Raw genomic sequence first — 25,390 nt, forward strand, 5'->3', positions numbered from 1 at the left:
GGAAAATAGCCTAACGCACGAATCACAGCCCCACCCGAGATGACTGAGTAACTTTTCTACTTTACCTACCCAATAATACAGAGCATAAACCAGATTTATCTTGAGTACGTCTGCGTACCAATTAGACACAGCAGAAACGCCAGAAAAATTAGATAAAGCACTAGCCCCCTACTTCTCAAGAATGACTACTTAAAAAATATTTTCAATTTGAGAACCAGCAATATCCGCTGATCGTTTTTGCAACTAATCCCGAAAGAAAATAACTAGCTTCTCAAGCGCCAAATTTATTTAATAGATAAGTGGTACGCTTGTATTTATTTTATAAATCAATTAAAACTAAATAGGAACTAGTACTTATGAAAGTGCCATCAGCAGGAGTGCTGTACCCGATTTTATTAGGATTGGCGATTCAGTCAGCGACGTCTCAAGCCCAGTCCTTTGATGAGAGCGCCTATATTGACAGGCAGCTGCAATATATTGAGGAAGGAGTCACCTCTACCAACGATACTGCCGTCGTACTTCAGGCATACACCGGTGATGATCTCAACTGGGATGCGCTAAATAAGAACCTGGATGTACTCCGCAACGGCGGCAAGAAAAATTCTGACTTCACTCTCACCCGCCTAATCCGCATCTTGTTCTTCCGCCCCGAAATAAAAGACGAACTCTTTGCCGCACTCGACGGCTATCACTTCTGGTTTAAAGAAGGCGGGACGGGTGACCATGTCTTTGCTTCAGAAAACCATATGATCATGTACACCTCTGCCCAATATCTCCTCCAGGAGAAATATGGGGCATTTGAGGACGACAGAACTTATAAGCGCCTAAAGCGCTATCTGGAAGTGAAGAACCAATATGGTTTCTATGAGTTCTACTCCCCTGTTTACTACCCCTATACCCTCTCGGCACTGCTAAACCTCGTAGACTTTGCAGAGGATGAGGAAATCCGTGAACTTGCAATCGGCGCTGCTCATCGCTTGCTGCAAGATATTTTATTGGTGACCAACGACCAGGGGATCAACTTCGCCGCAGCCGGGCGCAGTAATGACGGCTACCGCCGCAATGGATCCGGAGGGAATATCAACCGGATTATCTATCTCCTGACAGGCCTGGGCAAAGAGTCAGTACGCACCCCCAGTCCCGCCGGCGTAATGCTCGCCACATCCGGGTTGGAAATCACCGATGAGGTTTTCGAATATTTCGGTAAAGATCTCAACATAAATTATTCAGTCGGCCATTCGCTGGGGGATGCCAGAAACGAGATCTATGCAGACTTTCCCCGGGAAGAGCGCGTACCCTTCTATTGGAGCCAGGGAGCCTACTTCCACCCCGATGTCGCAGCGGATACCGCCTGGTTCGCCAGCAAATACCAACTCGGAGGTTATGAGGGGCTCAAAGCATTTGACCAGTTCCTGGGACTATCAGAAGCAGCCGCCCCTGCGGCCGCCAAGGCCGGGGCTGTATTCAGCCGCAGCTCTGTCCTCTCCTCGGCCAACTTCTCCATGTACAAAGATGGCGGAGTCATGATGCACTCCATCCAGAATTATTGGGGAGGCCGCCAGGGCTACCAGCAAACCCCCTGGATAGCCACCACCGGTTCCCAATCTATCTGGGCAAAAGTCGGTGACGGCAATAGCACCATGCAAAATGACCACCTGCCGAAAATAAAGCAGGTAAACAATGTCGCCGTGATCCAATACAACCCCTACCCGGAGATAGAACTGTTTCACTCCGGCGGCTCCGATGTCGCACTACAGTGGCCCGAAGAGTTCGAGGAGGAGTCCCGCAGCGGTAACTGGAAGTTTGGTAGGGAAGATGATGGATACGTGGCCGTCCGCTACCCCTGTGGCAATGGTGACTCCAACACTGTGACCTGCGATTGGAACGAGCAGACCTGGGTCGTCATTATGGGAAGTGAAGAGCGCTACGGCAGCTTTGATGCTTTTAGACAGAAAGTACTCAATGAGGTCAGTTACGATGCCGACTGGGAATGGCACGGCTCCTTCTGGAAAGGCACCTTGAAGTATGTGTACGATTCAGATGTAAAGTTTGATGGAACCGATATCAGCTTAACTTGGTAGCACCTAATTAAGCTCACGGGAAGGGGATACCCCCTTCCCTGCCTCCCTGCGCCCTCAACCAAATTATCCTCCACAGACCACCAATCCAGCCTCTCTCCATTAATATTTAGTTGACAGAGTCAACCAATATCAATAAAGTTGACACTATCAACCAGTTAGCATGGCGCCATGAAAGATACCGCAATCAATGAATCCCTCCACCAGCTTATTCACGCCTACAAACGGCGTTTGCGAGCTGGCATTCAGGAGCAGCAAATTGGCTTGCCGGTGAGCCATATACGGGTACTCAAAGGCGTCTTCAAATTTCCTTTAAGTACAGCCCGGTCAATTGCCCAACGGATGAATTTGGACAAAGCCCAAGTAACACGAGTGCTAAACGACCTGGTGCACTCAGGGTTAATCGAAAAGACCGACAACCCCAATGATCGGCGCAGCCAGTTTTTGACACTAACTACAGACGGAATAAGCACGCTGGAAAAAGTAAGCGGACAAGAAACTGAAGTGGCCAGGCAAATGACTCGCAACTTGAGTACTGAAGAGCTAGAAAACTTCGCCCGCATTGCCAGCGTTATGGTCGCCAATATGAAAGAGCACTCCACCCCTGACGAAAGGAGCTAAACCCTATGGCCGAGAAAGTTACCAGAGAATTGGTCGTTATTCGCAGGACACAAGTTACTGAAAATATGCTGCGCATCACCCTCGGTGGCGATGATCTAAAAACTCTCGCCCCCAATCAGGAAAGCGCCTATATCAAATTTCTGTTTCCACAAGCTGGAAGCGAGCGCCCGCTATTGCGAAGCTATACCATCAGACACCAGCGTGAAACTGAAATTGATATCGACTTCGCCCTGCATGAACACGAAGGGCCCGCTCTAAGCTGGGCACTTAAAACACAGCCCGGCGATACGATCTTAACCCGCGGCCCCGGCCCCAAAAAAATGACCAATCCCGAGGCAGACTGGTTTTTACTATTGGGGGACATGACTGCACTGCCAGCCATCAGCGTAAACCTTGCGGAGCTACCCAAGGATGCAAAGGGATACGCATTAATTGAGGTCTCCAGTGAAGCTGATATTCAGGAGCTAGAACACCCAGAGAACCTGCAAATCCAATGGATTATCAATCCGGCTCCATCCGGCGAGAAACTCCTGGAAAAATTACAGGCTCTAACCTGGCTCGATGGACAGGCCTCCGTATGGGCCGCCTGTGAATTCGACAGCATGCGCACCCTACGGCAATTCTTTAAGCAGGAAAGAGTAATCCCCAAAACCCATATTTATATCTCCAGTTACTGGAAAATTGGGCAGTCGGACGAAGGCCACAAACTCGCCAAGCGCATGGACAATGAAAAGATGGAAGGACAGGGATAACTTATAGATAGGCGGGAAGAGAAAGCCTTCTGATTATAGGCTTTCCCTACTCAACAGAAACAGGCCTATCTAACCGATACCAATAATTAGACAAAAAACCCCGGGCATCGGGTTTAGATATCTGCCTGATAATTTCCGGGGCACCCGACCTACAGCGCCATTCATACATAGAGGCACGGCCAGCCACTACCGCAGGAACGGTCCCGGAACTTTGATTATCTTTGCAATATGAAAGCATCGCACTACTCGGCTCCCGACTGGTGTCAGCTTTCTCATCACAGGGGAGATTAGCCCCAACAAAGCAGGCAAAGACATTTCCATCCATACATCGCCAATAGGTCCCCCTCGCGATCCAATCTTCAGGCGCTTCTGCACCGAGATTGGCCGCTCTTCTGATACCATCAACGATTTCCTTTGGCATAGCTTGGCCGGCAAAGCGCTGAACTGGGTTATCATCGTTTACCACCGCCGCACAGTAGTCGAAAGGACTAGTGAGAACGCTTACCTCTCCCACTTTTTTATCTATAGAGTTAGCGTAATTTATTGCAGCAAAGAAGAATACAAAACCTAAAACTGTTGCACCCAAGTTTTTCTGCATCAATACTCTCCTCAAATAAAAAACAAGCCAACCACCTAACTGAAGATTCAATACACCATAAATATCAGAAGCATCCACTTTAGTTTGATCAAACCTACCCCTTAAGGCCGAACAAAAAGTGTTACACATAAGTTGCTTTTTCAAACTGACAGTAAAAAAACCACTACCACAAATCAACCAATAAATCCAAAAGCGATACCCGAATAAAATTTAAAAAGAAAAAATGGGGACGCCTAAAAAAAACAATCTAGAAAAAGACAGAAAAACTGATATATTTCTTAAAAATTCGAACCGGAGACTTCCATTGAGCCAAGATCTGCCACCCTCTGCCAAAGGTGTACCCAACTTAGAACTGCCCCAATGGATTAATTGCCAAGAACGCTTGCCCGAGCAGTCCGATGCGACCTCTCGCGGTTACGTCCGAGTTATATGGAAATCCACCAACAGCTCTAATGGTGTTATTACTCGCACCTGGGAAGTTGGCATGGACCACTATGAAAATGCCCACAATTATCTGGGTTGGATGCCTATCTCAGTCATTGTTGAATCTACCGAAACCCATGAAAGCGAACAGTTCAGTTCTGACAGGTATGAACTCTTCGACAGATGCTGGTAATGCACAGCGCACGAGCAGCAACTACAAATCCCTCACTCTAAAAAGGGGCAACCAAACAGGTCAGCCCCCTCCAAGCCAGATTCTAACTCACTGATTGACCCCGCCCATCACTGAACAGCAAACAACCAATCCAACTCCTCGTAGTAAAAACGAGCTTTCAGCAGCATCCCATTGACTACAATCATACTGCGCCTGCCTATATCCAATTGAGAGAATCTGGCTAAGGCTCCGCAAGAATCATCCTGCATTTCGCTGTTCAATCTTATCGACGCCAAAATGTTAGCAAGCTTGCCATCACCCAATTCTTGCGAAGTGGTCTCAGATACTATGACGAGCGGCCTGACTCTCGGCAGGATACTTGCCTTTTTGATTGCGCTTCTCAGTTCAAATCTCCCATCAATGCAGTGAATAGTGTTCAGCCATGCCCCAAATTGTTGAAAACGTCAATGCCAAGCAATCACCCTCTTTCTCCTTAGATAACCTGCTAAAAAGCGACCTCTTTGAGCGTGAAAATAGCTATCTCGATTCGAAGTATTTCGGAATGAAAGGAGAAATTAATCAGCTGTTGATTACTGAAACAGCCAAAGATATGGGAATGCAGGTCGACTATTACTCCAAAGATTTATACAAGATTACATATCAAGAAAAATATGTACTCTTTTGTGGAAACTCTGCACTGGTATCTGAGGCCTATCGTGCTTGCGCTCAACAGAAGCATCTGACGAAAGACTTGCTTGCTAGGAATGGTGTCCCCGTGGCAGCAGGTCGGGTCTTCGACGATATCAAAGCTGCAACAGACTATTTCTCAACACTTCACTACCCTGTGGTCATAAAGCCAGTTACGGGTAGTCATGGCCGGGGTATTACCACGGGGATCACATCGGTCGATGCATTGCAAGATGCTTGGAAAACCGCCAGCGCCAAATCAAATAAAATAATCATCGAGCGTCATATCAGTGGCTGCGACTTAAGAGTGAATGTTATCGGGGGATGCGCGGTGTCTGCTTGCCTGAGAATTGCTCCCAACGTCATTGGAGATGGAACGCATAACATCAACGAACTAATCTCGGAGAAAAAAAACAGCAAAAGCAAACGCAATCCAAAGTATCGTGTGGACTCGGAGTACATACTCAGAACAGAACTGCTGGATGTGAATGGTATTTCCCGTGAATATGTGCCTGCTGAAGGAGAACGCATCTGGTTGGCGGGCGTAGCAAATATTTCTGCGGGAGGAGAAAGTATTCAGTTATTGGACAGACTCGACACTGAGGTCATTCAGGTTGCAGAGCGTGCAGCCAGTGCGTTTCCTGGGATTTACTATGTTGGAGTGGATATTATTGTCCCTGACTACTCTTCCGAGACAGCCAGCTCTCCCTATGTGATCGAAGTCAATACAAACTCTGCAACCTCAACACCAGTTTTTCCTGATTTTGGTAAACCGATCGACCTCCCAAGGCTACTTCTGGAATATCTATTCAGTGCCTCCGGGCCAGCCCGCACCATTCAGCACGTCGAGAAAGGTCAGTATTGTCCCGAGTTCCACCCTATACGACTAGCGGCACCATGGAACTATCCATTCTACACACCAAGATTCAGAAACCGACAAAACGTGCTGATCAGCTTGGCTGCGTATAAATACGATTTGAAGCCCTACAACATCAGCACCAGTATCTCTGGTATCGTATACGGCGACAAACATGTCTTGTTTCATCAATCGACCCCCGATGTTGTGCCTCAAGTTGCGCGTCGTGCCTGCCTAAACCGTGTATTACGAAACAACAGGCTAAACGAAGCAGGGATCAATACGAGCTTGACTTCAGCCACTCATGATCCTGGTAAAGTGCCTTCTCGGCTCCGAAAATTTCGTGTCCTTACCATTGGCGGACAGGTTGTTGCCGCATTGGAAAGAGGGATAGAGCCAATCCGCAATTATGAAAGTAATAACATTGAGACACACCAACAGCGCTTCGGAGAATTTTTTCGCGACGTCAGTGAAATATTGCATGCAGATTTCGCATCAATTGCGACCCAATCTGTAGAGGCTCTATTTAATCCACTAATTGCGGGAGTCGACATAGTCGCAGAAGACATTAGTCGGCCATTACCATCTCAGTACTGGATGGTAAGCCAAATCACATGTAGCCCCTCGCTAGATTGGCATTACTTTCCCACTTATGGTGTTGGGCGCGATGTCGCCTCGGCATTGCTACTGCAACTCTTTCCCAAGTTGGAACAAACCATAATTCAGTTGCAGCACTGGAGAATCAGGGTCAAAGGAAAAGTTCAAGGTATTGGATATCGAAAGTGGGTTCAACGTTCAGCATTTAGCAAGGGCATCGTCGGAAAGGTATTGAATAGACCTGACAAAAGCGTAGAGATATGGGCGCAGGGCTCTCATACCGCCCTTGCCGCGTTACTTGACCAATGTGCATATGGCCCACATGAAAAGCCAAGCTTCGATATCGATCTGGAACCTCTCCCCATCACCGAATATCAAGGCTTTCGGGTTGATCACTCAAGTTCTGCCGCACATCCTGGAACTTCGCTGAAAGAGTGAAGTTCCAATGACCGTCAGCCACTACTCAATACAATGAAGCTGGCGTATGTATCCGCCACAGACCGACGCTATGTCGCGTAGCCTCGCCGTATTGAGAGCTTCTTTCCCGGGACTCAAATCAACCGGGGAGACCGTCATCACCTGGCTTCTCAGAAAATCATCACAATCCTCAACGCCCCCCTTGTTCCTGTAGCAGCAGTAGAAAGCATGAGCGCCATGTATTTATTTCACTCTCCGCTTTTAGTAACAGTTGTTTTCTGCCTGAAAAAACCTCCCAGAAAATGCAATAAATAAATACCCGCCGCTCAAGCGAGGCTGTTTACCTAAGTATTTCGAAACTGCTACATCACTGAGAAAAGCTGACAGAAATCCTATCCCACAAGTCAGAATTATTTGGTAAACGCGCCAAGGTGAAAACCTATAAAAATCAATCCAACTAACCCGCGCTATTTGAGAGACCTAATCGGCCTTATATTGACTAACCACTACCAAAAGGCACTAACCACCTGTAGTAATCCCCGCCCTTTTAGTCGAGGAGGATTTTAAACCACAGCCCTTTGCTTTAAGATCGCTTGAAACAACTGATTAGGAGGTTTTTATCAAGCCGAGTGGCCAGTTCTATTAACTAACCCAGCCTTTTAGTAAATAGAAATATAATTAGCCACAAAGCTACAATCTCACTTTTTGCAGTAATAGCCGCCATTGGATAGACCACAGCCAGCGAATGGAAAATAAAAAGGCCAGCACAATATAAGTCTTTGCTGGAAAGTGCTAAGCGCATCTAAAACATCTTTTCTTTCAAAAGGCTGCGCATACTTTTCATCTGAAAACTGTCAACAAAATGCAACCAAAACTCAAACTGAATTATTTACTAGCTTTCAAATGAATTCACTTTAAGCCTTAAAATTTTGACACCCCTGGGTATCAGAAAGCCCTAATCCAAAAACCCTAAGGAGGTTTATCATGGAAATGAACTTTAAAGATAGAGGATTTCTCTCAACGTGGCATTTAAATATGGTCACCTTTGATAGAGAAGATAACCTGTGGTGCGTTGGAACTTCAAATAATATCGGAAAGTGGAATTCAAGAACTTTTGGCCTCGTTGACAAAAAAGAGTACAACCAATCCTGGGATTCCAAAATGATTGCATTTGACAAGTCAAATGCAATGTGGGGTGTTGGGACTAAAGGTAATCTTGCCAAGTGGAATACCACCACTGGAGCCTGGGAGGAACCAGACATTGAAAAGCCCTGGGATCTAAAAATGATTGCCTTCGATAACGCTGGGGAAATGTGGTGTGTTGGCACTGAGGGCAATGTAGGCAAGTGGAACCCAATTGACAACAAGTGGGATAATCAGGGGGATCTTGGCGGCTGGAAACTGGATTGGATTGCCTTTAGACCCGGTGACCCAAGAGGTGATATCTACTGCGTGGGAACCAAGGGGAACCTGGGACTCTACGACCCCAAATTTCCGAATGACACTTTCCATATTGCATCCAATTTTGAATGTAAAAGTCTCTATTTCCATGAAATATTTGGGTACTGTGTCGGTACTGAAGGCAATATGGGTGTCTCAATTTAATAAGCAATAACTTTATCTGCTGGAAAATATTCATTATTTTCAAGCTATTTGGCTGCCCCACCCAAAGTGCTCCTCTGAGCCTTTTTGGGTGGAGCGTGGTACTTATCAAGTAAATAATCCAACAACTAGATACTCCCCTAACCAAACCATTTTCCAACCAATAAATGAAGCTCTCAGTGGGTTTCAAGAGCTGGACAAGTGGACCTCCCACTTCGCAGTGAAGGGAAGCTGTTCTCGCAAATGACATCGTCCTCCTGAACGACTCACCCTCAGTCTCCATCAGGTAAGCACCACGCCATTGCATCGACCATGCCAGTAAGTACGAATCCTGCTATATCTCCAAACACAGCCACAGCGAGATATTTCGTCGTTTAATGAGTCAAGTAGTATTCAAGGGGAAAAGCAAATAAAGACGACTAGATACTATGACGAATTTGATTCTGGGTGATACCCTGCCTTTTTCACCTACAAGCGGATAAATTGTCTAAATTCTCTTGTAGATCGCTGTCACAGTACGGAAAGCCGACATGCAAAAATCACCCTGGGTAGAAAACGCCATCGCAAAAGCGGATGCACACTGGCAGGCATCCAAGTCCACCATTGAAGGAAAAGTATTCAGTGATGTACAGGACAACCAGGGCCTTCAGTATGTCGATATCGTGATGGAAGGTGGCGGTATGCTGGGGATCGCCCTGGTGGGATATACCTATATTCTGGAGAAGGCGGGAATTCGGTTCCGCAAAATTGCGGGAACCTCGGCGGGTGCCATCAATGCGCTCTTCTTGGCAGCGGCCGGCACACCGAGCACTGGCAAGAGCGAAAAGCTCTTGGGTATCCTGGCCAATGCGGACTTTGCCAGTTTTGAAGATGGCGAGCGCTATGCGCGCAAAACGGTACAGCGCCTGCTCAAGGGCAAAGGCTTGATAAGTAGTTTGGCATTGCACCCCTTCGATTCTATCCGCACCTTGCGGCACCTGCTCAGACATAAGGGGCTAAATCCGGGAGATACCTTTACCCAGTGGTTACAAACGGAGTTGAAACAGCTGGGCATTACCAACACCGCACAGCTCAACCAGAGAATTAACCAGTTCCCACAGCTCCTGTACCGCGGCACACCGGACCACCTGATAGGTAGCGGCGAGGTTGCTCTGGTGGCAGCGGATATCACTACCGAGACTCGCGCAGTGTTTCCAGCCAAGGCGCCGCTCTATTTCGATAATCCGAGCGCCGTAAACCCCGCAGAGTTCGTGCGTGCCTCCATGTCGGTACCCGGCTTCTTTAAGCCCTACACCGTAAAGGGCATCCCCCAATTAAGTGAGTGCAATACTGTCGCCGAGAATTGGCGCAGCATTAAAGGCATCGGTGATCCCAAACGTTTTTTCCGCGCTGGCTTTCCCAAAGATATTGAATTTGTCGACGGCGGCCTTGTCTCCAACTTCCCTTTCGATATCTTCCATAAACCCATAGGCACCCCCAAATTGCCAACATTTGGGATCAAGTTGGAAGTGGATCTGTACCAGCCAAAATCAGATAAGGTAGGAAGGTTTGCGATGGGGCTGATCAGCACTTGTCGCAATATGCTCGACAACCATGTGCGCGCGAGCTTGAACGCGGAATACCATGCGCTGGTAAAAGAAATTCCCATCAACCCCACCGATACCGGAGAAAACCCGCACTGGCTGGATTTTTCCATGCCGGACCACCACTGCGAACACCTGTTCCTATCTGGCGTCAATGCAGCAATTGAGTTTTTGAATCAGGGATTCCACTGGGAGGATTACTTGGTGTTGCGCCAGCCAGACTCCTTCTATACCGGGGAAAAGCTGGCTTAGAGACAGGCCCGAAGCGATAGTCGCAAGGGGCCCAGCGCTCTTATTTAGAAAGAGCGACGACGATAAGAGCGGTAATCTGCACGCCAGAAGTTACGCTCTAGCAAACGCTCTAAATGCTCGCGGCTCACCTTGGGCGCAACGCCATCCAATTGCGCCTGGGCAGCCACTGCCCTGGCAATATGCATGCTCACTTCGCGAATATCATTCAGGTGTGGCAATAAGGCACCCTCGCCATCTTTCACCACCGGCGCCTGCTCCGCCAGGGCGTTGGATGCTGCCATCAACATACTGTCAGTCACTTTCGAAGCACCGGAAGCAATCACGCCGAGGCCAATGCCCGGGAATATGTAGACATTGTTACACTGCGCTACCGCATAGTGATGACCATCGATTTCTACCGCTGCAAAGGGGCTGCCGGTAGCTACCAAAGCCTCGCCCTTGGTCCAGCTGAATATCTCAGTTGGAGTCGCTTCAGCCCGGGAAGTGGGGTTTGAAAGTGGCATCACCAAAGGTCGGCGGTGCCCCTTGTGCAAAGCTTCGATTACTGGCTGGGTAAACAGGCCACCCTGCCCCGAAACACCAATCAGGATGCTGGGCTCAACATTACCGATCAATGTCTCAAGGTTCCAGCTGGACACTCCATCGTACTTGCTCGGGTCCTGGGCCAGAGCTGCCTGGAAGTCGTGTAGGCCTTTCATATCGGAAGTCACAAGCCCATAGCGATCGAACATAAAGATCTGTTCGCGAGCCTCGGCATCGGATAGACCGGCCTGCACTTTTGCACTGACGATTTGCTCGGCAATACCACACCCGGCTGAGCCGGCACCCACGATCGTCACCTTCTGCGCGGCGAGGGTTTCTTGCCAGGTCTTACAGGCAGCCAGGATAGTACCCAGTGCTACAGAAGCCGTGCCCTGAATATCATCATTAAAACAGCACAGGCGGTCGCGATAGCGCTCTAACAACGGCGTGGCATTGGTTTGGGCAAAGTCCTCAAACTGAACCAATACCTTGGGCCAGCGACGCTTTACCGCTTCAATAAATTGCTCCAGGAATTCATCGTACTCTTCCTGGGAAATCCGCTCATGGCGCCACCCCATATACATGGGATCACTCAGCAAAGTGCGGTTATTGGTGCCAACATCCAAGGTGACAGGCAAGGTATAAGCCGGGCTGATACCGCCACAGGCGGTATACAGAGAGAGCTTGCCAATAGGGATACCCATGCCGCCGATACCCTGATCACCCAACCCGAGTATCCGCTCGCCATCGGTCACCACAATAACTTTGACGTTCTCTTTAGTGGCGCTGCGCAGAATATCGTCGATATATTCCCGGTCCGGATAGGAGACAAATAATCCCCGGTGGTTGCGATAAATACTGGAAAACTCTTCACAAGCTGCACCTACAGTGGGGGTGTAGATAATCGGCAGCATCTCTTCCGTATGATGTTCGATCAGATAGAAGAACAACGTCTCGTTATCATCCTGGATTCCCCTCAGGTAGATATGTTTTTCCAGGCCAGTCTTGCACTGCTGGAATTGGAGGTAAGCGCGCTTGGCCTGCTCCTCAATCGTCTCAACGGTATTCGGCAGAAGACCGACCAAATTAAACTCGAGACGCTCTTCCAGGCTAAATGCGCTGCCTTTATTGAGCAGTGGTATTTCCAGTAGGGAGGGACCTGCATGGGGGATGTAAAGTGGACGCTTTTCGTTGTTACTCATATGCCTGCTTTTGCCTATCGCCCGAAGCGATGATTATTGCGTAGCCATATTTCAATATGACTGAATTAGCCAACCATGTTCTTGAAGTTGCATAAATGTGCTAACTCAACTGGAGCCGAAGACTATCTATTGTGCCGATAGATAACAAGGCCCCCGGTGTGGCCCAATTCGCGAATACACAGAGTCGCTCAACTATGCTAGCTGTAATTTATCTTCTCTTCGCAACGAATTCTTTTAAGTTAAAAAGCGATCCGACACATTCAGGAAATGGAGCCGCCATCGATGCACAAGAGCAAAGCTGGATTAACCCTGCTCCTCTTTATTCTTGTACTCAGCCTTTATAGTTGCAGTAAAAAGCCCGACGGAGATAAAAATATAAATTCAAACGCCCGACAGACAGAGGACGCCACCCCAGAAAAACAACGGCCGCTCACGGCGATGGCACCGGAGATAGAAGCGGAACTGGAAGCTCAACGGGACAGCGATAAACGCATCGCTCGCAATGTCTATTTTGGCGATACACATGTCCATACTGGCTGGTCGGTAGATGCGGGGTTGGATGGCGCAATTCTTACTCCCGATGACGCCTATCGATTTGCCCTGGGAGAAACTGTTACCTCCAACAGCGGACTGAAAGCCAAGCTCAGCCGCCCTTACGACTGGTTCATGATCACCGATCATTCAGACGGTATGGGAGTTATCAGCGAGATCGTCGATGGCAATCCGGAAATGATGTCCAATGCCACCTTGAAGAAATGGCACGAGGCATTAATTTCAGGCAGCGAAGAAGCGACCAATGAAGCAAAAAGTGAAGTCATCGTGCTTCAATCAGAAGGCAAACTGCCTGAGCAGGTAATGAACCCCAAATGGATGAAATCCGCCTGGGAAAAAACCGTTGAAGCCGCAGAGAAATATTACAAACCCGGAGAGTTTTCTACCTTTATCGCCTTTGAGTGGACGGTTAACGCCGATGGTGGCGACAACCTGCACCGCAATATTATTTTTCGTGATGGCGCAGACCGCACTAAGACCCTACTTCCCCTAACTACCTTTGATACCGAGAACCCGGTAAAACTCTGGGAGTGGATGAAAGCCTACGAAGACAAAACCGGCGGGCGGGTGCTCGCCATCCCCCACAACGGCAATATGTCTAATGGCCGTATGTTTATCGAGCGTCAGTTTGATGGCTCCGAACTCACTCCAGAGTGGGCACAAATGCGCGCCCGCTATGAACCCCTTTATGAGCTGGTGCAGGTAAAGGGACAAAGTGAGTCCCACCCTGCCCTCTCCCCGGAAGATGAATTTGCCAACTGGGATCTGTGGGATAGAGGCAACCTGATCTTAAAGCCCAAGCCCCCCGGTGCCCTGCAATACGAGTACTGGAGGGAGGCACTCAAGTCTGGCCTACGCCTGGAGGAGAAGCTGGGCACCAACCCTTTCGTGCTAGGCGCAAACGCAGCCACCGACACCCATACCGGGCTTTCGACACCGGACCAGGACAACTTCTTTGGCAAGTTCAAGACCCTGGAACCCAGCAACAAGGAGCGCTGGGCATTTCCCCTGCTCAAGGGGGTTGGTGGAGAGTACTTCGGCTGGGAACAAGCTGCCTCAGGCGTTACGGGAGTCTGGGCCAACGAGAATACCCGGGAGGCAATATGGGATGCGATGTACCGCAAGGAGACTTTCGCCACCACAGGCCCCCGGATCTCAGTTCGCTTCTTTGGAGGCTATGACTATAACGATGAGGATATTCACGGTGATCTGGTCGCCAATGGCTATAAAAAAGGCGTGCCAATGGGCGGGAAGCTACCTCAAGCCAGTGAGGGACAGGCACCGACATTCCTTATCGCAGCACTGAAAGACCCTGAGGGCGCCAACCTGGACCGTATTCAAATCATCAAGGGCTGGTTGGATAGCAGCGGACTCACCCGGGAGAAGATCTTTAATGTGAAGTGGTCTGGAAGCCGTAAACTGGATACCGAGGGAAAACTACCCCCGGTTGGGACTACTGTGGATATGAAGACGGCGGAATACACCAACTCCATCGGCTCCCCTCAGCTAGTCGCGGTATTCAAAGATCCCGACTTTAACCCCAAGGAAAGAGCCGTCTACTACCTGCGCGCCCTGGAGATACCCACTCCCCGATGGACTCTATTTGACAAGGTACGCTTCGGTATTGAAATGGATGAAAAAGTACCCCTTACCCAGCAGGGGCGAGCATTCAGCTCGCCAATTTGGTATTCACCCTAGAGTTAAGGACCCGTATATATACGCGATTCAATTACTTGATGGATATGGCTATCTGGACCTCGTTTCCATCCACATACTGCTCAAAATCTGTGGTGAAAGCTCGCTGATGGGGGCAATCCTCCACAGCGAAATAACTCCAAACCTCGCCCCACAAATCAATGGCGACCTGAGGCATTTCCCCTTTGGCTGAAAACATCAGGTATTTGCCGGGCAGTATTTGAATCGACTTGAAATCCTCAGACATATCCTTCGACAACATATCTGAACATGCATAGACATCAAAAAAACCGTTATGGTCAGATTCGTAGTTGGAGTAAACACCAAATACCTTAGGGTTGCCCCTTAATTTAGGGGCCGCCTCTGCGCCGAAGCGTTCCCACATTGGCGTTATCTTTGCTGTTTTTGGGTCAGACTCATTGGCGTTCTTAGTGCGGGTATAAAAACCCACTAATTCCAGGCCTTCTAATTCTCTAACTTCCATTTCTATGGACCAATTATTTAGTTATTCGTAGAGTGCCGAATACTATAACAGCTCTCCGGGAACTGGCCAGGCGCATACGGTCACAAGAAATCACAAGTACCTTTTCAAGCTGACTTTACGGATTTCTGCCTTACCTCTGAAGGGGGGTACCCATACATCGATTTATAAAGCTGGGTAAAATAAGATTGACTTGAGAATCCGCTCTCCAGAGCTATATCGACTAAACGCTTATTGGTAGTCTTCAACTGAATATCAGCATGTTGTAACCTACGTTCGTTAATCCAAGCCTTTGGTGACTCAGCTTTAAAGACTTGGCCAAACTTATTCTTGAATGATGTAAGACTCATCCCAATCTGTTTAGCATAATTTGCTACAGACCAGTGCTGAGTAGCATTTTCCTCCATAAATCGGCGGAAACGCTCGTTCACCGGATTAACCTGCCGAAGCAGCTCGTCAGCTAAGCGACAACCGCAAGCACCCTTCAGCTTTAAGAGAAGTAATTCTTCCAGCTTTAAATAATTCAAACTCTCATCATTTAACTTGCTAAATGCACTCAGTGAGTCCAAGGTAAAGCGTGTCAGATCGCACTTTGGAAAAACAAAAGGCCCACTTTTGGGGAACGTTGTCACGCTGGATGCAAGGGCATTCTTTGCTTTAATCAGTACGCGAGAGTGTCGCTCATAAAATCGTGTCAGCATGACCGGGCTGATACTCGCACAGATGATTACTAGGTCTTCTCCCTCAGACAAATTATCAACTGTAACATGGCTCATTTCACCCGATAGCCAGATCTCCCCCGAAGCCATAGGGAATTCGCAAGCATCACTATTGATATCAGCAACACCTGAAATCACCATTGTCAGATTAAAATCTGAAGAAAACCCAATTGAAACATTTCCATTTGGTGAAACAAGTATCTTTTGAAACCGAAACAAGTCACCTAAATACTGACTTTCAAATAAGACATTTTGCCTTATGTGAGTGTCCAAATCCTTTTGGCGAGGGGCAATCATGGAATTCACCACTAAATTTACTTCTTCTGTATCTTTACGCTTCACCTGACTCAGCTGAAGCCAAGCTCCAATCACGACACTTTTGTTTCCACTGTGCTCAGGGAGCACTCATCAAGAGATCCGTGCACGGGGTGCGTGGTCACCAAGGGGGAGACAAAGCCGCTTTCGAGTTCAGCCATTAAAACCCACAATCGTTGAATTGAGCGTTTGAAGAATCATTTGAAAGGCGGATACAGCGAAACTATTTGCAGGACTAAAGTGCCAACCTCTTTAGGAAGGGCAACTTTATTAGCCAGGATAAGGGGAAGGTCTCATAAATTAACCTATAAACAGGAACATACAATCCTGCACTACTTAGCGGGCCCTTCCAAAATTCAATTATTCTTCATGCGCGACAAAGCAAGTAGACACCCCAATGCACCCTTTACATTTATTTACACTACCTTAAACGGAACAAGAGGAGTCTCTGAGAGTGAGGGATTGTGAGGTTTAAGCATCGCCTATTCTATTAGAAATAGTGTCACCATATGAAAATTACTGACTTAAAAACCCTAAGTATTCATTAGCAGCCCGGTGGTAATGAGAGACCTCAGGTATTTGGCAAAAGATATCTAAAACAGGCCCCATAACCATCTACTGGCTTTGTAAATTATGGAAAACCCAAACAATTTGCCTGATTAAGCCCCTCACTCTGGTGTAATCACCCAAAAACCGCTAGGTAATCACAAAGATACTGCCGGGTAATGCAGCTGTTAACTTAACTATCTTTAAACTTAATAAACATTTGATTTGTACCAGGTATGATTTTTTTCTAAAATGTGAGAAGATAGCTTTTAACAATATCCCTCGGCTCGTCATGACGGACTCTGCACCAAATAGGTGCCATGGAACCAAGTGGAATATTTATTGATAAATTGAGAGAAGTTTTATATATAAACTATGCAAGCGGATAAGATCATACCCATACTTAACTTCTATATTTCAATTATAGATTAGTATTTATCGAGATCTTTTCTGTTAACTCTTTAATTTGCCAGTATTAGTAATCAGCAAAACACCCTAAACCAATAAACTCTTAAGCCTTTGAGATTTATGTCAACTAGTTACTCTAAAGAATTAAATCGGCTTGCCCAACTTATGTGGGAGCAAGAAGCGGAGTTGGAGCTTAAGCCCCAGGAAGAGAAAGAAGCAGCTACTGAAAAACCCTCAGTCAACAACGCTCCTAATGACGTTTTTTGGGGCAAATGGAAAGGGCGATATATCGTGGTAATGCGCTATATATCGGGTAGAACAACCTCCAATGTTAAGCTCCCCAATATATATGCCGATGAGGCCGATGCCCGCTCTGCCGCCCTCGATATCATTCGAAAATTTCCAGAAGCATCTATTCGCTATCTTTCAGCTAAAGAACTGGCTGTTTACCTATAGCCAACCCTTAAGAGCTTTAGTTGTTGGTTTTTGAGCAGGGTGGCTGCACTGCAGAACCGCCCCCTCATATTATTTTTATAGGTCACACTATCGGCGATTAATGCTTTGATATAAATTGACGAACTTCCTCCACAAATACATTGGAGGCAGGCTCACGCCCCAGGAGTAAGTGACCGTCGCTATTGAGACCAACAAATCGAGCGCCAGGTATAGCAGAAGCAATTTCACAGCCCGTCTGAACAGGAATACGCTGGTCCCCTAGTGAATGGATCACTAAAGTGGGCACATTAATCTCTTTGAGCTTGTCCCGCACATCAATACTGCCAAAAACCGATAGGAAGCGGACTGCATTTTCCGGCGAAGTAGTCAGCCGCTGAAACTCATTAAACCACTCTAATTCGCTGGCATTCGCGCTTGGCATAAATGTCGTGGAAAAAATCTGCCGATAAGCAGGATTATCCTGTCCCCAGCCCGTCGCTGTCAGGGTCATTACTGCTTCGCGCTCTTTTATCGTGGCCTCACTGGCACCTATTCGCCAACCTGCGTGATAACCCCCAAACAAAATCAGCTGCCTAACACGCTCTGGATGCCTTACTGCATATTCAATAGATACTGCCGCTCCTTGCGATATACCTAGCAAAGTAAAGTTATCAACTTCACAGGCATCGACGACTGTCTCAAGGTCTGTAACAAACGACTCAAAAGAGATATTTTCAACTTCCCAATCCGACAGGCCATTCCCACGCTCATCGTAACGAATAAACTGGTGGTCGACAGAAAGCTCCCGAAACAATGGACTCCATATGGGAGAGTCCCAGTCATGCTCTAAATGACTCAACCAGTTTGCGGCTTTAACTATTGGAAGCCCCTCTCCCATCTTGGCATAGGCAATACGCACACCATCGCTGGCCGTACAAAACTCAACCTTCTGTTGAGTTAGCAGTTTACGCCCCGTAGCTAAATCATCACCGGATTTCTGAACTACCGACTCACAAAGCCTGCAGGGCGACCATGTAATGCCTGCTTTGCGGAATCTGTCAGCAAGCCTTGTCCGTTCAAACTCCACTTCACTACTCAATCCCAATGAGCTCAACAAATGCAGTAACTGCGTTGCAGCGTTTGGGTTATAGGGCTCCAATGCCACCCAGCTGCGGGCCCAAGTTAACTGGTCCGGTATAGGAACACCCGGGTGAGAGGACAAGCGGGACAGCACCCTCCCTTGCAATTGAACAATCTCTTGACGTTCAGACAGTAACCACCGCTGAAATAGTTCTTGATCGGGCAGATCGATCCCATCCAGGAAAGGCTCCTGCAGCTGTCGATGGATATCTTCCAGCTCTACTGCCAAAACGCCGGGGGAATCAAGCTTGAGTGCTATTTCGGCAACATCAATACAAATGCCTTCCGTATCCAAGCTGACACGCTCTCTATCAGCAATGAGGCGCTCTATTTCTGGGTCGTTGACAATGGATCGAATTTTACTCAAAGACCAGCGCAGGGAGGCACGCGGATCGTCAGGGAGCTCCCAGAATATCTCACATAAGCGATCCCTCCTGTGAGGTCTCGCAGCCAACAGTAAGAAAGCCAAAAGTGCTCGAGTTTTTCTTGAGGGTGGTAGATTAACAGGGCTGCCATCACGGGAGACAAGCAAGTCGCCCAGCATTTGGATTGAGATTCCCATTGATAAGTTATTAACCCCTGAAATGTAAGGTACTAGCATTTCTCAGAGAAAGGCGCCGGTGATTTTCTCAAGGATAATTGTTAGCTGCAAACACCGCTCGCGAAAGATGTGAAACCCTCTGCCAAAACCCCTTATTCCGAGTCGCCTGGCAATGACAGTATAAACGCCGCTGTGAGGCTTATCCCTACCCCAAAAAGCGTACTCCGCTAGGTTTCTTTGAGGGCCTAGACTGAAATTGAAAGATTGGTCTAATCCGACAGCCTCTTCAAGAGATACTGAGAACGCCAAAAATAGACCCAAGAAAAGGGCTGAATACACCTGAGCTAGGCGAACATATCATCGGCAATTATAAAAAAATAAAAAGTATTGAGAGGCCAAGTGACCATATTGAAAGTGAGTTAAAAACCTATTTTTACAAACTCAAAACCATGTCACCGCAAGCCTTATAATTCAGGCCAATAGTCGGAGCTTTGACTCACAAAGGCCCTTCAAGGTTTATACTAAGACACGCCCGAAAAACGGAAGGTCAAAATAAAAACTGTATAAGCCTAAAGTAGAAGGGAGAGCGGCTCCTCTAGGTTTACAACCCGTAGACACCCTACCCAACTACCCAAAGTGCTCTTCAAATGCGCAAGCGCTAACTCACAAACCCTAATTTATCTGTCGCTATGCACAAAGATATCAAACCCCAAAGCCCTTGAAGTTCTATACAATCTAGAATCACTGTGATAATGCTCATACCACTTTCTAAATTGTGCATATTTCAGAAACTTAAACTCACCCTTATTGGGGTCAAAAAAGTAGCTTACCTTATCCGCAGATGGCTCAATGCGAAATGCCATCGCATGCCCCCACCCAGTACCTGCAGTTCTCAACATACAGTGGATGGTATTAGACTGCTGCTTGAAGCAATCTTTGGATTCAAGAGCATCAAAAGACGCAGCAAACTGATCTTTCAACGAAGGACTTTTCTTCTTCTGTGCAATACCGCTACCCGCCTGCCCAATATTGCGAAACCCCTGAGATTCCAAATATTGTTTAGTCTCCTTAATCATCTCAAAAGATGTGCTAGGCCTACCCTCAGTTCCATTTGCAAACTTAAATCGATACATAGAGGCAAATCTCTGAGCGACCACGGCTATTTTTGTATCATCAATACTGCCACCGGTAGTTAACGCATCCTGAAGCCCCGACTGAAGGGCTTTACTGACCCAGCTAACTGACAGAGCCTCACAAATCCCACCCTTGGTATGCGGATGCTTTTTGGTAATTTTTGAATAGCTTCCCTGACTGAACTTCCAGGTTAACTGCCCACCGTAATTGGACGCACTTGCATCACTATTCAGTAAACTTGGCATTTTTTATCCTCACATCACAACCGAATATTCGGCTTTATTTATATTATCCGGGCTTTATGCAAGCAATGTGCAAATTTAGTGATTAATTATTATTAGAAAAAATATCACCCGAACATTTCCTTTAAAAACCACGACAAAATTCAAAGAATGCACCTCAACCGATCAACTCATCACAAGAAAGTGACAAACAAAACACTGAGGTATCACCCACCTTTAAGAGAACCTTAAAATTAAAACGCAGCTTAGCAATGACTATATTAGTTTGAATGGTCGAAAATATAACGTTTTCAACATGCTATATTTTTACAGACTACAAGTCCACGATAAGCGATCAATGTCGCCATCAGGCAAAACAACCACAAAATAATTACTGTTATTTAAAATTCACTATAGGCAACAAGGTATTTCGGTTTACTTAAGGGGCCTCTGAATAGAGACTGGTTTTAAATATACTTATCAGTACAGCAATTTGACTAAACACCCAGTTAATTTTAAATCAACACATTGATTTAATTACCCTCGGTAAACAGGCACCAATCCGTACCTTTCGCTACACCGCATAACGTACTCAAAAGAGACATAAACAAACGATCAGAAGTAAGAATCAATGAACTTGGATCAAAAAGGCTAAAGAGCCACTACATCGTGGCTCTTTTTTGTCTCGGAGGGATATTGCTACTGTTGTGCTCCATACACGCCAGGGGAAGTTTTAACCTAGGGCGGAAGGAGTAAATACTGGAAGCTCTGGAAGCAACATCAGTTACACGAGAGAATCTTAAGTATCCTGGCGAACCACTAAACTGCCAAAACCAATCAATAGGCCACCACTAAAACGCTGAACCCATCTTTGCATATTCCCACCAATGGAAGCCACTTTCCACTTCGACAACATAGTCGCAAGTGCCAGAAACCACAGGAATATTATTGATGCATGAAGTGAGACCAGCAGGAAAGCCTCATAGTAACTAGAGCTGCCAACTGAGATAAACTGCGGAAAGGCCGCGAGATAAAACATCGATACCTTGGGGTTAAGAATCTGGGTTAGAAAGCCCTCACCAAAATTTCGGTATGAGTTCCCAGGAGCTGCTGTAATTGGTGACAATTCATCCCCTGTATCCTTCACCGAAGATTTTGACAGCGTGGCTAATATCGTTTTCACACCCAAATAAACCAAGTAGGCAGCCCCAAGATATTTGATAATTGTATAAACCTCAGACGACTGCAATATAATCGCCGACAAGCCCAAAATTGAAATGGCACCATGGGCAAATGTTGCTGAAACCAGCCCAAAAATATTCTCTACTCCGGGCCTCAGCCCCCTACTAGCTACTGTTTTAAGAATCAGGACGCTGTTCGGCCCTGGTGAAATAACCAACAAAAGAGAGATTGCAGCAAATGCGAGGATTTCATTCATAACAATAAACACCTTAAAGAAAGCCAGTGGATAAGGGGTACATCTAAGGGGTATATCTAAGGAGGTCGCCGAGCCAAGGGTTGGCTCGGACTAAGGTCAATACAGGTAAGTTGCCGTACCGGTAGCAATCAATTCATCCGTGTCGTTAATCAACTCCATTCTCGTTACAACCAGCTTGTTACCGGTGCGCAGAATTGAGCCATGGCAGAGAAAGTGTTCTCCCCTGCCCGGCTTTAGGTAGTCAACACGCATGTCGACCGTACCCAGCTTTAATAGGCGGTCCACTTTTTCTTTCCAGTGCACATCTCCCAGATGCTGGTAGGCGGCGACCATTGCGGTCAAACCACCAACCGTATCCAGGGCGGTGGCAATTACGCCACCGTGCAGGATGTTCTTCCACACATTGCCGATCAACTGTGGGTTCAGTTCAAAGCCTGCGGAAAGTGTGAGCGCCTCCAGGTCCAGGTCGCGCATCTCAAGTCCAATTTGTTGATTAAAAGGAATCTGCTCAAAAAATTCCTTTACCAACGCCTGAAACTCACTGGGTGAGGGTTCTGTCATAGGCGGGCAACCCGGTTGAGCCCATCCAGCGCAGCACTGCGATATGCCTCTGCCATGGTGGGGTAGTTAAAGGTGGTATTAACGAAATAATCGATTGAATTATTCGGTGCTGGCTGTTTCATAATGGCCTGGCCAATATGCACAATCTCAGCTGCCTCTGCCCCAAAGCAGTGAATGCCCAGGATTTCGTGAGTCTCGATATGGAACAAAATCTTGAGCATGCCTACGCGCTCACCAGAAATCTGCGCCCGCGCAGTGTGCTTGAACAGTGCGCGGCCCACTTCGTAGGGTACTTTGGCTGCGGTTAGCTCTGATTCGGTTTTACCTACAGAGGAAATCTCTGGAAGGGTATAAATCCCGGTAGGCGCATCTTCAATTACTCGATGGCCACGGCCCGCAATCGCTGCTGCAACCGCACGCCCCTGGTCATAAGAGGCACTGGCAAGGCTCGGCCACCCAATCACATCACCTACCGCAAAGATATTTTCAATTTCGGTACAGTAGTGATCGTCAACGCTCAATTGTCCGCGATGGTTCGCTTCCAGGCCGACATTCTCCAGGCCGAGGGAGCTGGTGTTGCCAGTACGGCCATTACACCAGAGCAGTGCATCCGCATGAATACGTTTGCCGGACTGCATCTCCATAATTACGCCCTGCTCATTGGGCAGTACCCGCGCATACTCCTCCTGGTGGCGAACAGTCACGCCCATATCGCGCAGGTGATAGCTCAGTGCATCAGAAATCTCATCATCAAGAAATTCCAGCAGGCTGTTACGGGTATTAATCAAATCCACCTTAACGCCGAGGCCAGCGAAGATAGACGCGTATTCACAGCCGATAACACCAGCACCATAGATCATAATGGAGTGAGGGGTGTGCTGCATGTCCAGGATCATATCGCTGTCGTAGACCCGTTCGTGATCAAAGTCTACATCGGCGGGGCGATAAGGGCGTGAGCCAGTAGCAATAATAAATTTCTTCGCTGTAATAGTTTCCGCCGCACCATCGGGCATAAGCACCTCGACAGTATGTTCATCGCGGAACTTAGCTTCGCCGACGATCAGCTCAACCCGGTTGCGGGCATAAAATGAAGTGTGCATTTCCACCTGATAGGAAATGACTTTATTCACCGTCTGCATTACCTGGGGGAAAGTAAGGCGGCGGGGTTCACCCAATGCGCGAAAAACGCTCTGGGTGTTATAACGCATCAACTGTTTGACAGAGTGGCGCAGCGCCTTGGAGGGAATGGTACCTTTGTGAGTACAATTACCACCAACCACTTGGCGCTTTTCAATAACCGCAACGCGCATGCCCTTTTTTGCTGCGCTCATTGCGGCGGCCTCTCCAGCCGGGCCAGAACCAATTACTACCAGGTCAAACTTTTGCTCTGCCATTAAATGCTCTAATTCTATTTTCCAAACGGAGTCCACAGCGCGCTAACGCCATTTACTCAATACTAAATATACGGTTATCGGCACCACTTGTGCCAATGACATAAAACAACAAGCCCGTTGATCACGGGCTTGTTGGAGAGAGAAAGCTTACTTGCGTTTAGATGCGTCGTAAGCGAGACCTTCGGCAGTCATCTGCTGCTGTCTTTGCCTCTCCTGTTCCTTTTCACACTCATCGTCATCGCCACCGCAGACTGTGCAATCCTGCTTCATGCCGATATTGTTGAGCCCGCCACAAGTTCCCTTTAACGGTTTGTTCTGAACCATGGCCCCGATCGCCATACCGGCAACAACGAGTAACATGGCCACAAAGGCAAATATGAAAATTGTCACTTCTCAGACCTCTCTACATAAGGCTTAAATCCAGAGCTAAAACGCTCTTCGAAACCTGAATCAGTTTTCACCACCATAAAGACGGCTACATTATCTCTTTCTGCCAACGCCATGCCGGCATCAGCACCGAGGACATTGATCGCGGTAGCCAGGCCATCGGCTTCTGCACAGGTGTCGGCAATAACGGTTACCGATGCCAATTTGTGCTTAATGGACCGCCCGGAGCGTGGGTCAATGCTATGGGAGTAACGAACACCATCCCTTTCGTAGTAGTTGCGATAGTCTCCACTCGTAGCTACTGCCTTCCCACTCACCGCGATTGGCTCCTGCAGCATCTGCCCTGCCACGCTGGGTACTTCAATGCCAATTACCCAGGTCTTACCCTTTGGATTCACACCCTTAGTTCGCAGTTCACCGCCAATTTCGACCAAGTAGTTTCGAATACCCAGGTCTTCCAATAGCTCGGCAACCCGATCAACGCCATGGCCCTTGGCAATCGCTGAAAGATCCACCTCAACCGGGCGGCTTTTGATAACAGTGTCTGGCTTACGGGTCAGGGTTAACGCATCGGAACCGACGACGGTTAGCAGATCGGCAATGTCTTTATCTGAGGGGATATGCTCCGGTTCGGGCTGGGGACCAAAACCCCACAAGTTGACCAGAGGGCCGACCGTCACCTCGAAAGCGCCTTCACTGCGGCGATAAATATCCAGGGACATTTCCAGTACATCTGCCAAGTGTTGGCTAACCGGGATCGCCTGCCCTACCGGGCTTTGGTTAAAGCGCATTAACTCAGAGTCGTCGATATAGGTCGACATCTCCTGGTTGACCTGTTGCAACTCATCGTCGATCAACTGCTGCAACTCACCCTGCTCCAGCCCAGAGGGCACCTGAGCGACGGTGATGTGATAGCTGGTTCCCATGGTGCGGCCAGCCAACTGCCAGGACTCCGGCGAAGGAGCACAAGCCGATAAAATTACAGCCGCCCAAAGCAAAAACAGGGCCGTAAAGACGGGCCCTGTTTTTGAGTTTGTCGGGCCTGTGATTGCTTTTAGCAA

General features: G+C 47.7%; 20 protein-coding genes. 9 read left to right on the plus strand and 11 right to left on the minus strand.

The window, feature by feature from the left end; translation table 11 throughout:
- Nucleotides 1-356: 356 nt before the first annotated feature.
- From ACJJIZ_RS16065 to ACJJIZ_RS16075, 3 genes are all read left to right on the plus strand, one after another.
- Entirely contained in the window at nt 357-2,081 is a 1,725-nt protein-coding gene (locus tag ACJJIZ_RS16065; protein ID WP_444914102.1) for a hypothetical protein, read from the plus strand.
- A 168-nt stretch (nt 2,082-2,249) separates the two neighbouring features.
- Nucleotides 2,250-2,699, plus strand: coding sequence for a MarR family winged helix-turn-helix transcriptional regulator (locus ACJJIZ_RS16070; RefSeq protein ID WP_444914103.1), 450 nt, complete (start codon nt 2,250-2,252; stop codon nt 2,697-2,699).
- A 5-nt stretch (nt 2,700-2,704) separates the two neighbouring features.
- Complete coding sequence (locus ACJJIZ_RS16075) at nt 2,705-3,451, plus strand: siderophore-interacting protein (protein WP_444907950.1); 747 nt, start codon at nt 2,705-2,707, stop codon at nt 3,449-3,451.
- Nucleotides 3,452-3,497: 46 nt separating this feature from the next.
- Here ACJJIZ_RS16075 and ACJJIZ_RS16080 read toward each other — a convergent pair whose 3' ends face one another.
- Nucleotides 3,498-4,049: a hypothetical protein gene (locus tag ACJJIZ_RS16080; protein WP_444914104.1), complete on the minus strand. Its 552-nt coding sequence runs from the start codon at nt 4,047-4,049 to the stop codon at nt 3,498-3,500.
- A gap of 304 nt (nt 4,050-4,353) precedes the next feature.
- Between ACJJIZ_RS16080 and ACJJIZ_RS16085 the strand changes: the two genes are divergently transcribed.
- The 4 genes from ACJJIZ_RS16085 to ACJJIZ_RS16100 all read left to right on the plus strand — a co-directional run bounded on the left by ACJJIZ_RS16085 (nt 4,354) and on the right by ACJJIZ_RS16100 (nt 10,638).
- Nucleotides 4,354-4,665 carry a DUF551 domain-containing protein gene (locus ACJJIZ_RS16085; RefSeq protein ID WP_444914105.1) on the plus strand — a complete coding sequence of 104 codons (312 nt, stop codon included), beginning with the start codon at nt 4,354-4,356 and terminating at the stop codon, nt 4,663-4,665.
- A gap of 421 nt (nt 4,666-5,086) precedes the next feature.
- Nucleotides 5,087-7,222, plus strand: a complete 2,136-nt coding sequence (locus tag ACJJIZ_RS16090; RefSeq protein ID WP_444914106.1) for an acylphosphatase — start codon at nt 5,087-5,089, stop codon at nt 7,220-7,222.
- A 963-nt stretch (nt 7,223-8,185) separates the two neighbouring features.
- Nucleotides 8,186-8,806, plus strand: coding sequence for a ligand-binding sensor domain-containing protein (locus ACJJIZ_RS16095; protein WP_444914107.1), 621 nt, complete (start codon nt 8,186-8,188; stop codon nt 8,804-8,806).
- Between the two features lie 527 nt (nt 8,807-9,333).
- Nucleotides 9,334-10,638, plus strand: a complete 1,305-nt coding sequence (locus tag ACJJIZ_RS16100) for a patatin-like phospholipase family protein (RefSeq protein WP_282932345.1) — start codon at nt 9,334-9,336, stop codon at nt 10,636-10,638.
- Between the two features lie 44 nt (nt 10,639-10,682).
- Here ACJJIZ_RS16100 and ACJJIZ_RS16105 read toward each other — a convergent pair whose 3' ends face one another.
- The gene (locus tag ACJJIZ_RS16105) at nt 10,683-12,362 is read right to left on the minus strand and encodes an NAD-dependent malic enzyme (RefSeq protein WP_413662420.1); all 1,680 of its coding nucleotides are present in this window, start codon (nt 12,360-12,362) and stop codon (nt 10,683-10,685) included.
- Between the two features lie 282 nt (nt 12,363-12,644).
- Here ACJJIZ_RS16105 and ACJJIZ_RS16110 point away from each other — a divergent pair, with 282 nt between their 5' ends.
- Nucleotides 12,645-14,612: a DUF3604 domain-containing protein gene (locus tag ACJJIZ_RS16110; RefSeq protein WP_444914108.1), complete on the plus strand. Its 1,968-nt coding sequence runs from the start codon at nt 12,645-12,647 to the stop codon at nt 14,610-14,612.
- Nucleotides 14,613-14,643: 31 nt separating this feature from the next.
- On the opposite strand, the gene ACJJIZ_RS16115 is transcribed toward ACJJIZ_RS16110, so the two are convergent.
- Together ACJJIZ_RS16115 and ACJJIZ_RS16120 are read right to left on the minus strand one after the other, a co-directional pair.
- Nucleotides 14,644-15,093 carry a GyrI-like domain-containing protein gene (locus tag ACJJIZ_RS16115; protein ID WP_444914109.1) on the minus strand — a complete coding sequence of 150 codons (450 nt, stop codon included), beginning with the start codon at nt 15,091-15,093 and terminating at the stop codon, nt 14,644-14,646.
- Nucleotides 15,094-15,197: 104 nt separating this feature from the next.
- Nucleotides 15,198-16,151, minus strand: a complete 954-nt coding sequence (locus tag ACJJIZ_RS16120) for a helix-turn-helix transcriptional regulator (RefSeq protein WP_444914110.1) — start codon at nt 16,149-16,151, stop codon at nt 15,198-15,200.
- Between the two features lie 1,047 nt (nt 16,152-17,198).
- On the opposite strand from ACJJIZ_RS16120, the gene ACJJIZ_RS16125 reads away from it, so the two are divergent.
- Nucleotides 17,199-17,534, plus strand: coding sequence for a hypothetical protein (locus ACJJIZ_RS16125; protein WP_444914111.1), 336 nt, complete (start codon nt 17,199-17,201; stop codon nt 17,532-17,534).
- Nucleotides 17,535-17,631: 97 nt separating this feature from the next.
- Here ACJJIZ_RS16125 and ACJJIZ_RS16130 read toward each other — a convergent pair whose 3' ends face one another.
- From ACJJIZ_RS16130 to ACJJIZ_RS16160, 7 genes are all read right to left on the minus strand, one after another.
- Entirely contained in the window at nt 17,632-19,215 is a 1,584-nt protein-coding gene (locus tag ACJJIZ_RS16130; protein ID WP_444914112.1) for a bifunctional AfsR/SARP family transcriptional regulator/alpha/beta hydrolase, read from the minus strand.
- A 656-nt stretch (nt 19,216-19,871) separates the two neighbouring features.
- A complete protein-coding gene (locus tag ACJJIZ_RS16135; protein WP_444907936.1) occupies nt 19,872-20,573 on the minus strand; it encodes a YopT-type cysteine protease domain-containing protein in 702 nt (233 codons plus the stop codon).
- 775 nt (nt 20,574-21,348) lie between these two features.
- Nucleotides 21,349-21,987 (minus strand): LysE family translocator, encoded by a 639-nt coding sequence (locus ACJJIZ_RS16140; protein WP_444914113.1) that lies wholly within the window; start codon nt 21,985-21,987, stop codon nt 21,349-21,351.
- A 96-nt stretch (nt 21,988-22,083) separates the two neighbouring features.
- On the minus strand, nt 22,084-22,548 hold the full coding sequence (locus tag ACJJIZ_RS16145) for a thioesterase family protein (RefSeq protein ID WP_282932335.1): 465 nt from the start codon (nt 22,546-22,548) through the stop codon (nt 22,084-22,086).
- Entirely contained in the window at nt 22,545-23,942 is a 1,398-nt protein-coding gene (gene sthA, locus ACJJIZ_RS16150; protein WP_108733649.1) for a Si-specific NAD(P)(+) transhydrogenase, read from the minus strand. Before sthA ends, ACJJIZ_RS16145 begins: the two co-directional genes overlap by 4 nt.
- 147 nt (nt 23,943-24,089) lie before the next feature.
- Entirely contained in the window at nt 24,090-24,332 is a 243-nt protein-coding gene (gene nqrM / locus ACJJIZ_RS16155; protein ID WP_444914114.1) for a (Na+)-NQR maturation NqrM, read from the minus strand.
- Nucleotides 24,329-25,390 (minus strand): FAD:protein FMN transferase, encoded by a 1,062-nt coding sequence (locus tag ACJJIZ_RS16160; RefSeq protein WP_444914115.1) that lies wholly within the window; start codon nt 25,388-25,390, stop codon nt 24,329-24,331. The genes nqrM and ACJJIZ_RS16160 overlap by 4 nt, the downstream gene beginning before the upstream one ends.

The sequence above is a fragment of the Microbulbifer maximicatervae (SeqCode) genome (assembly GCF_052467225.1).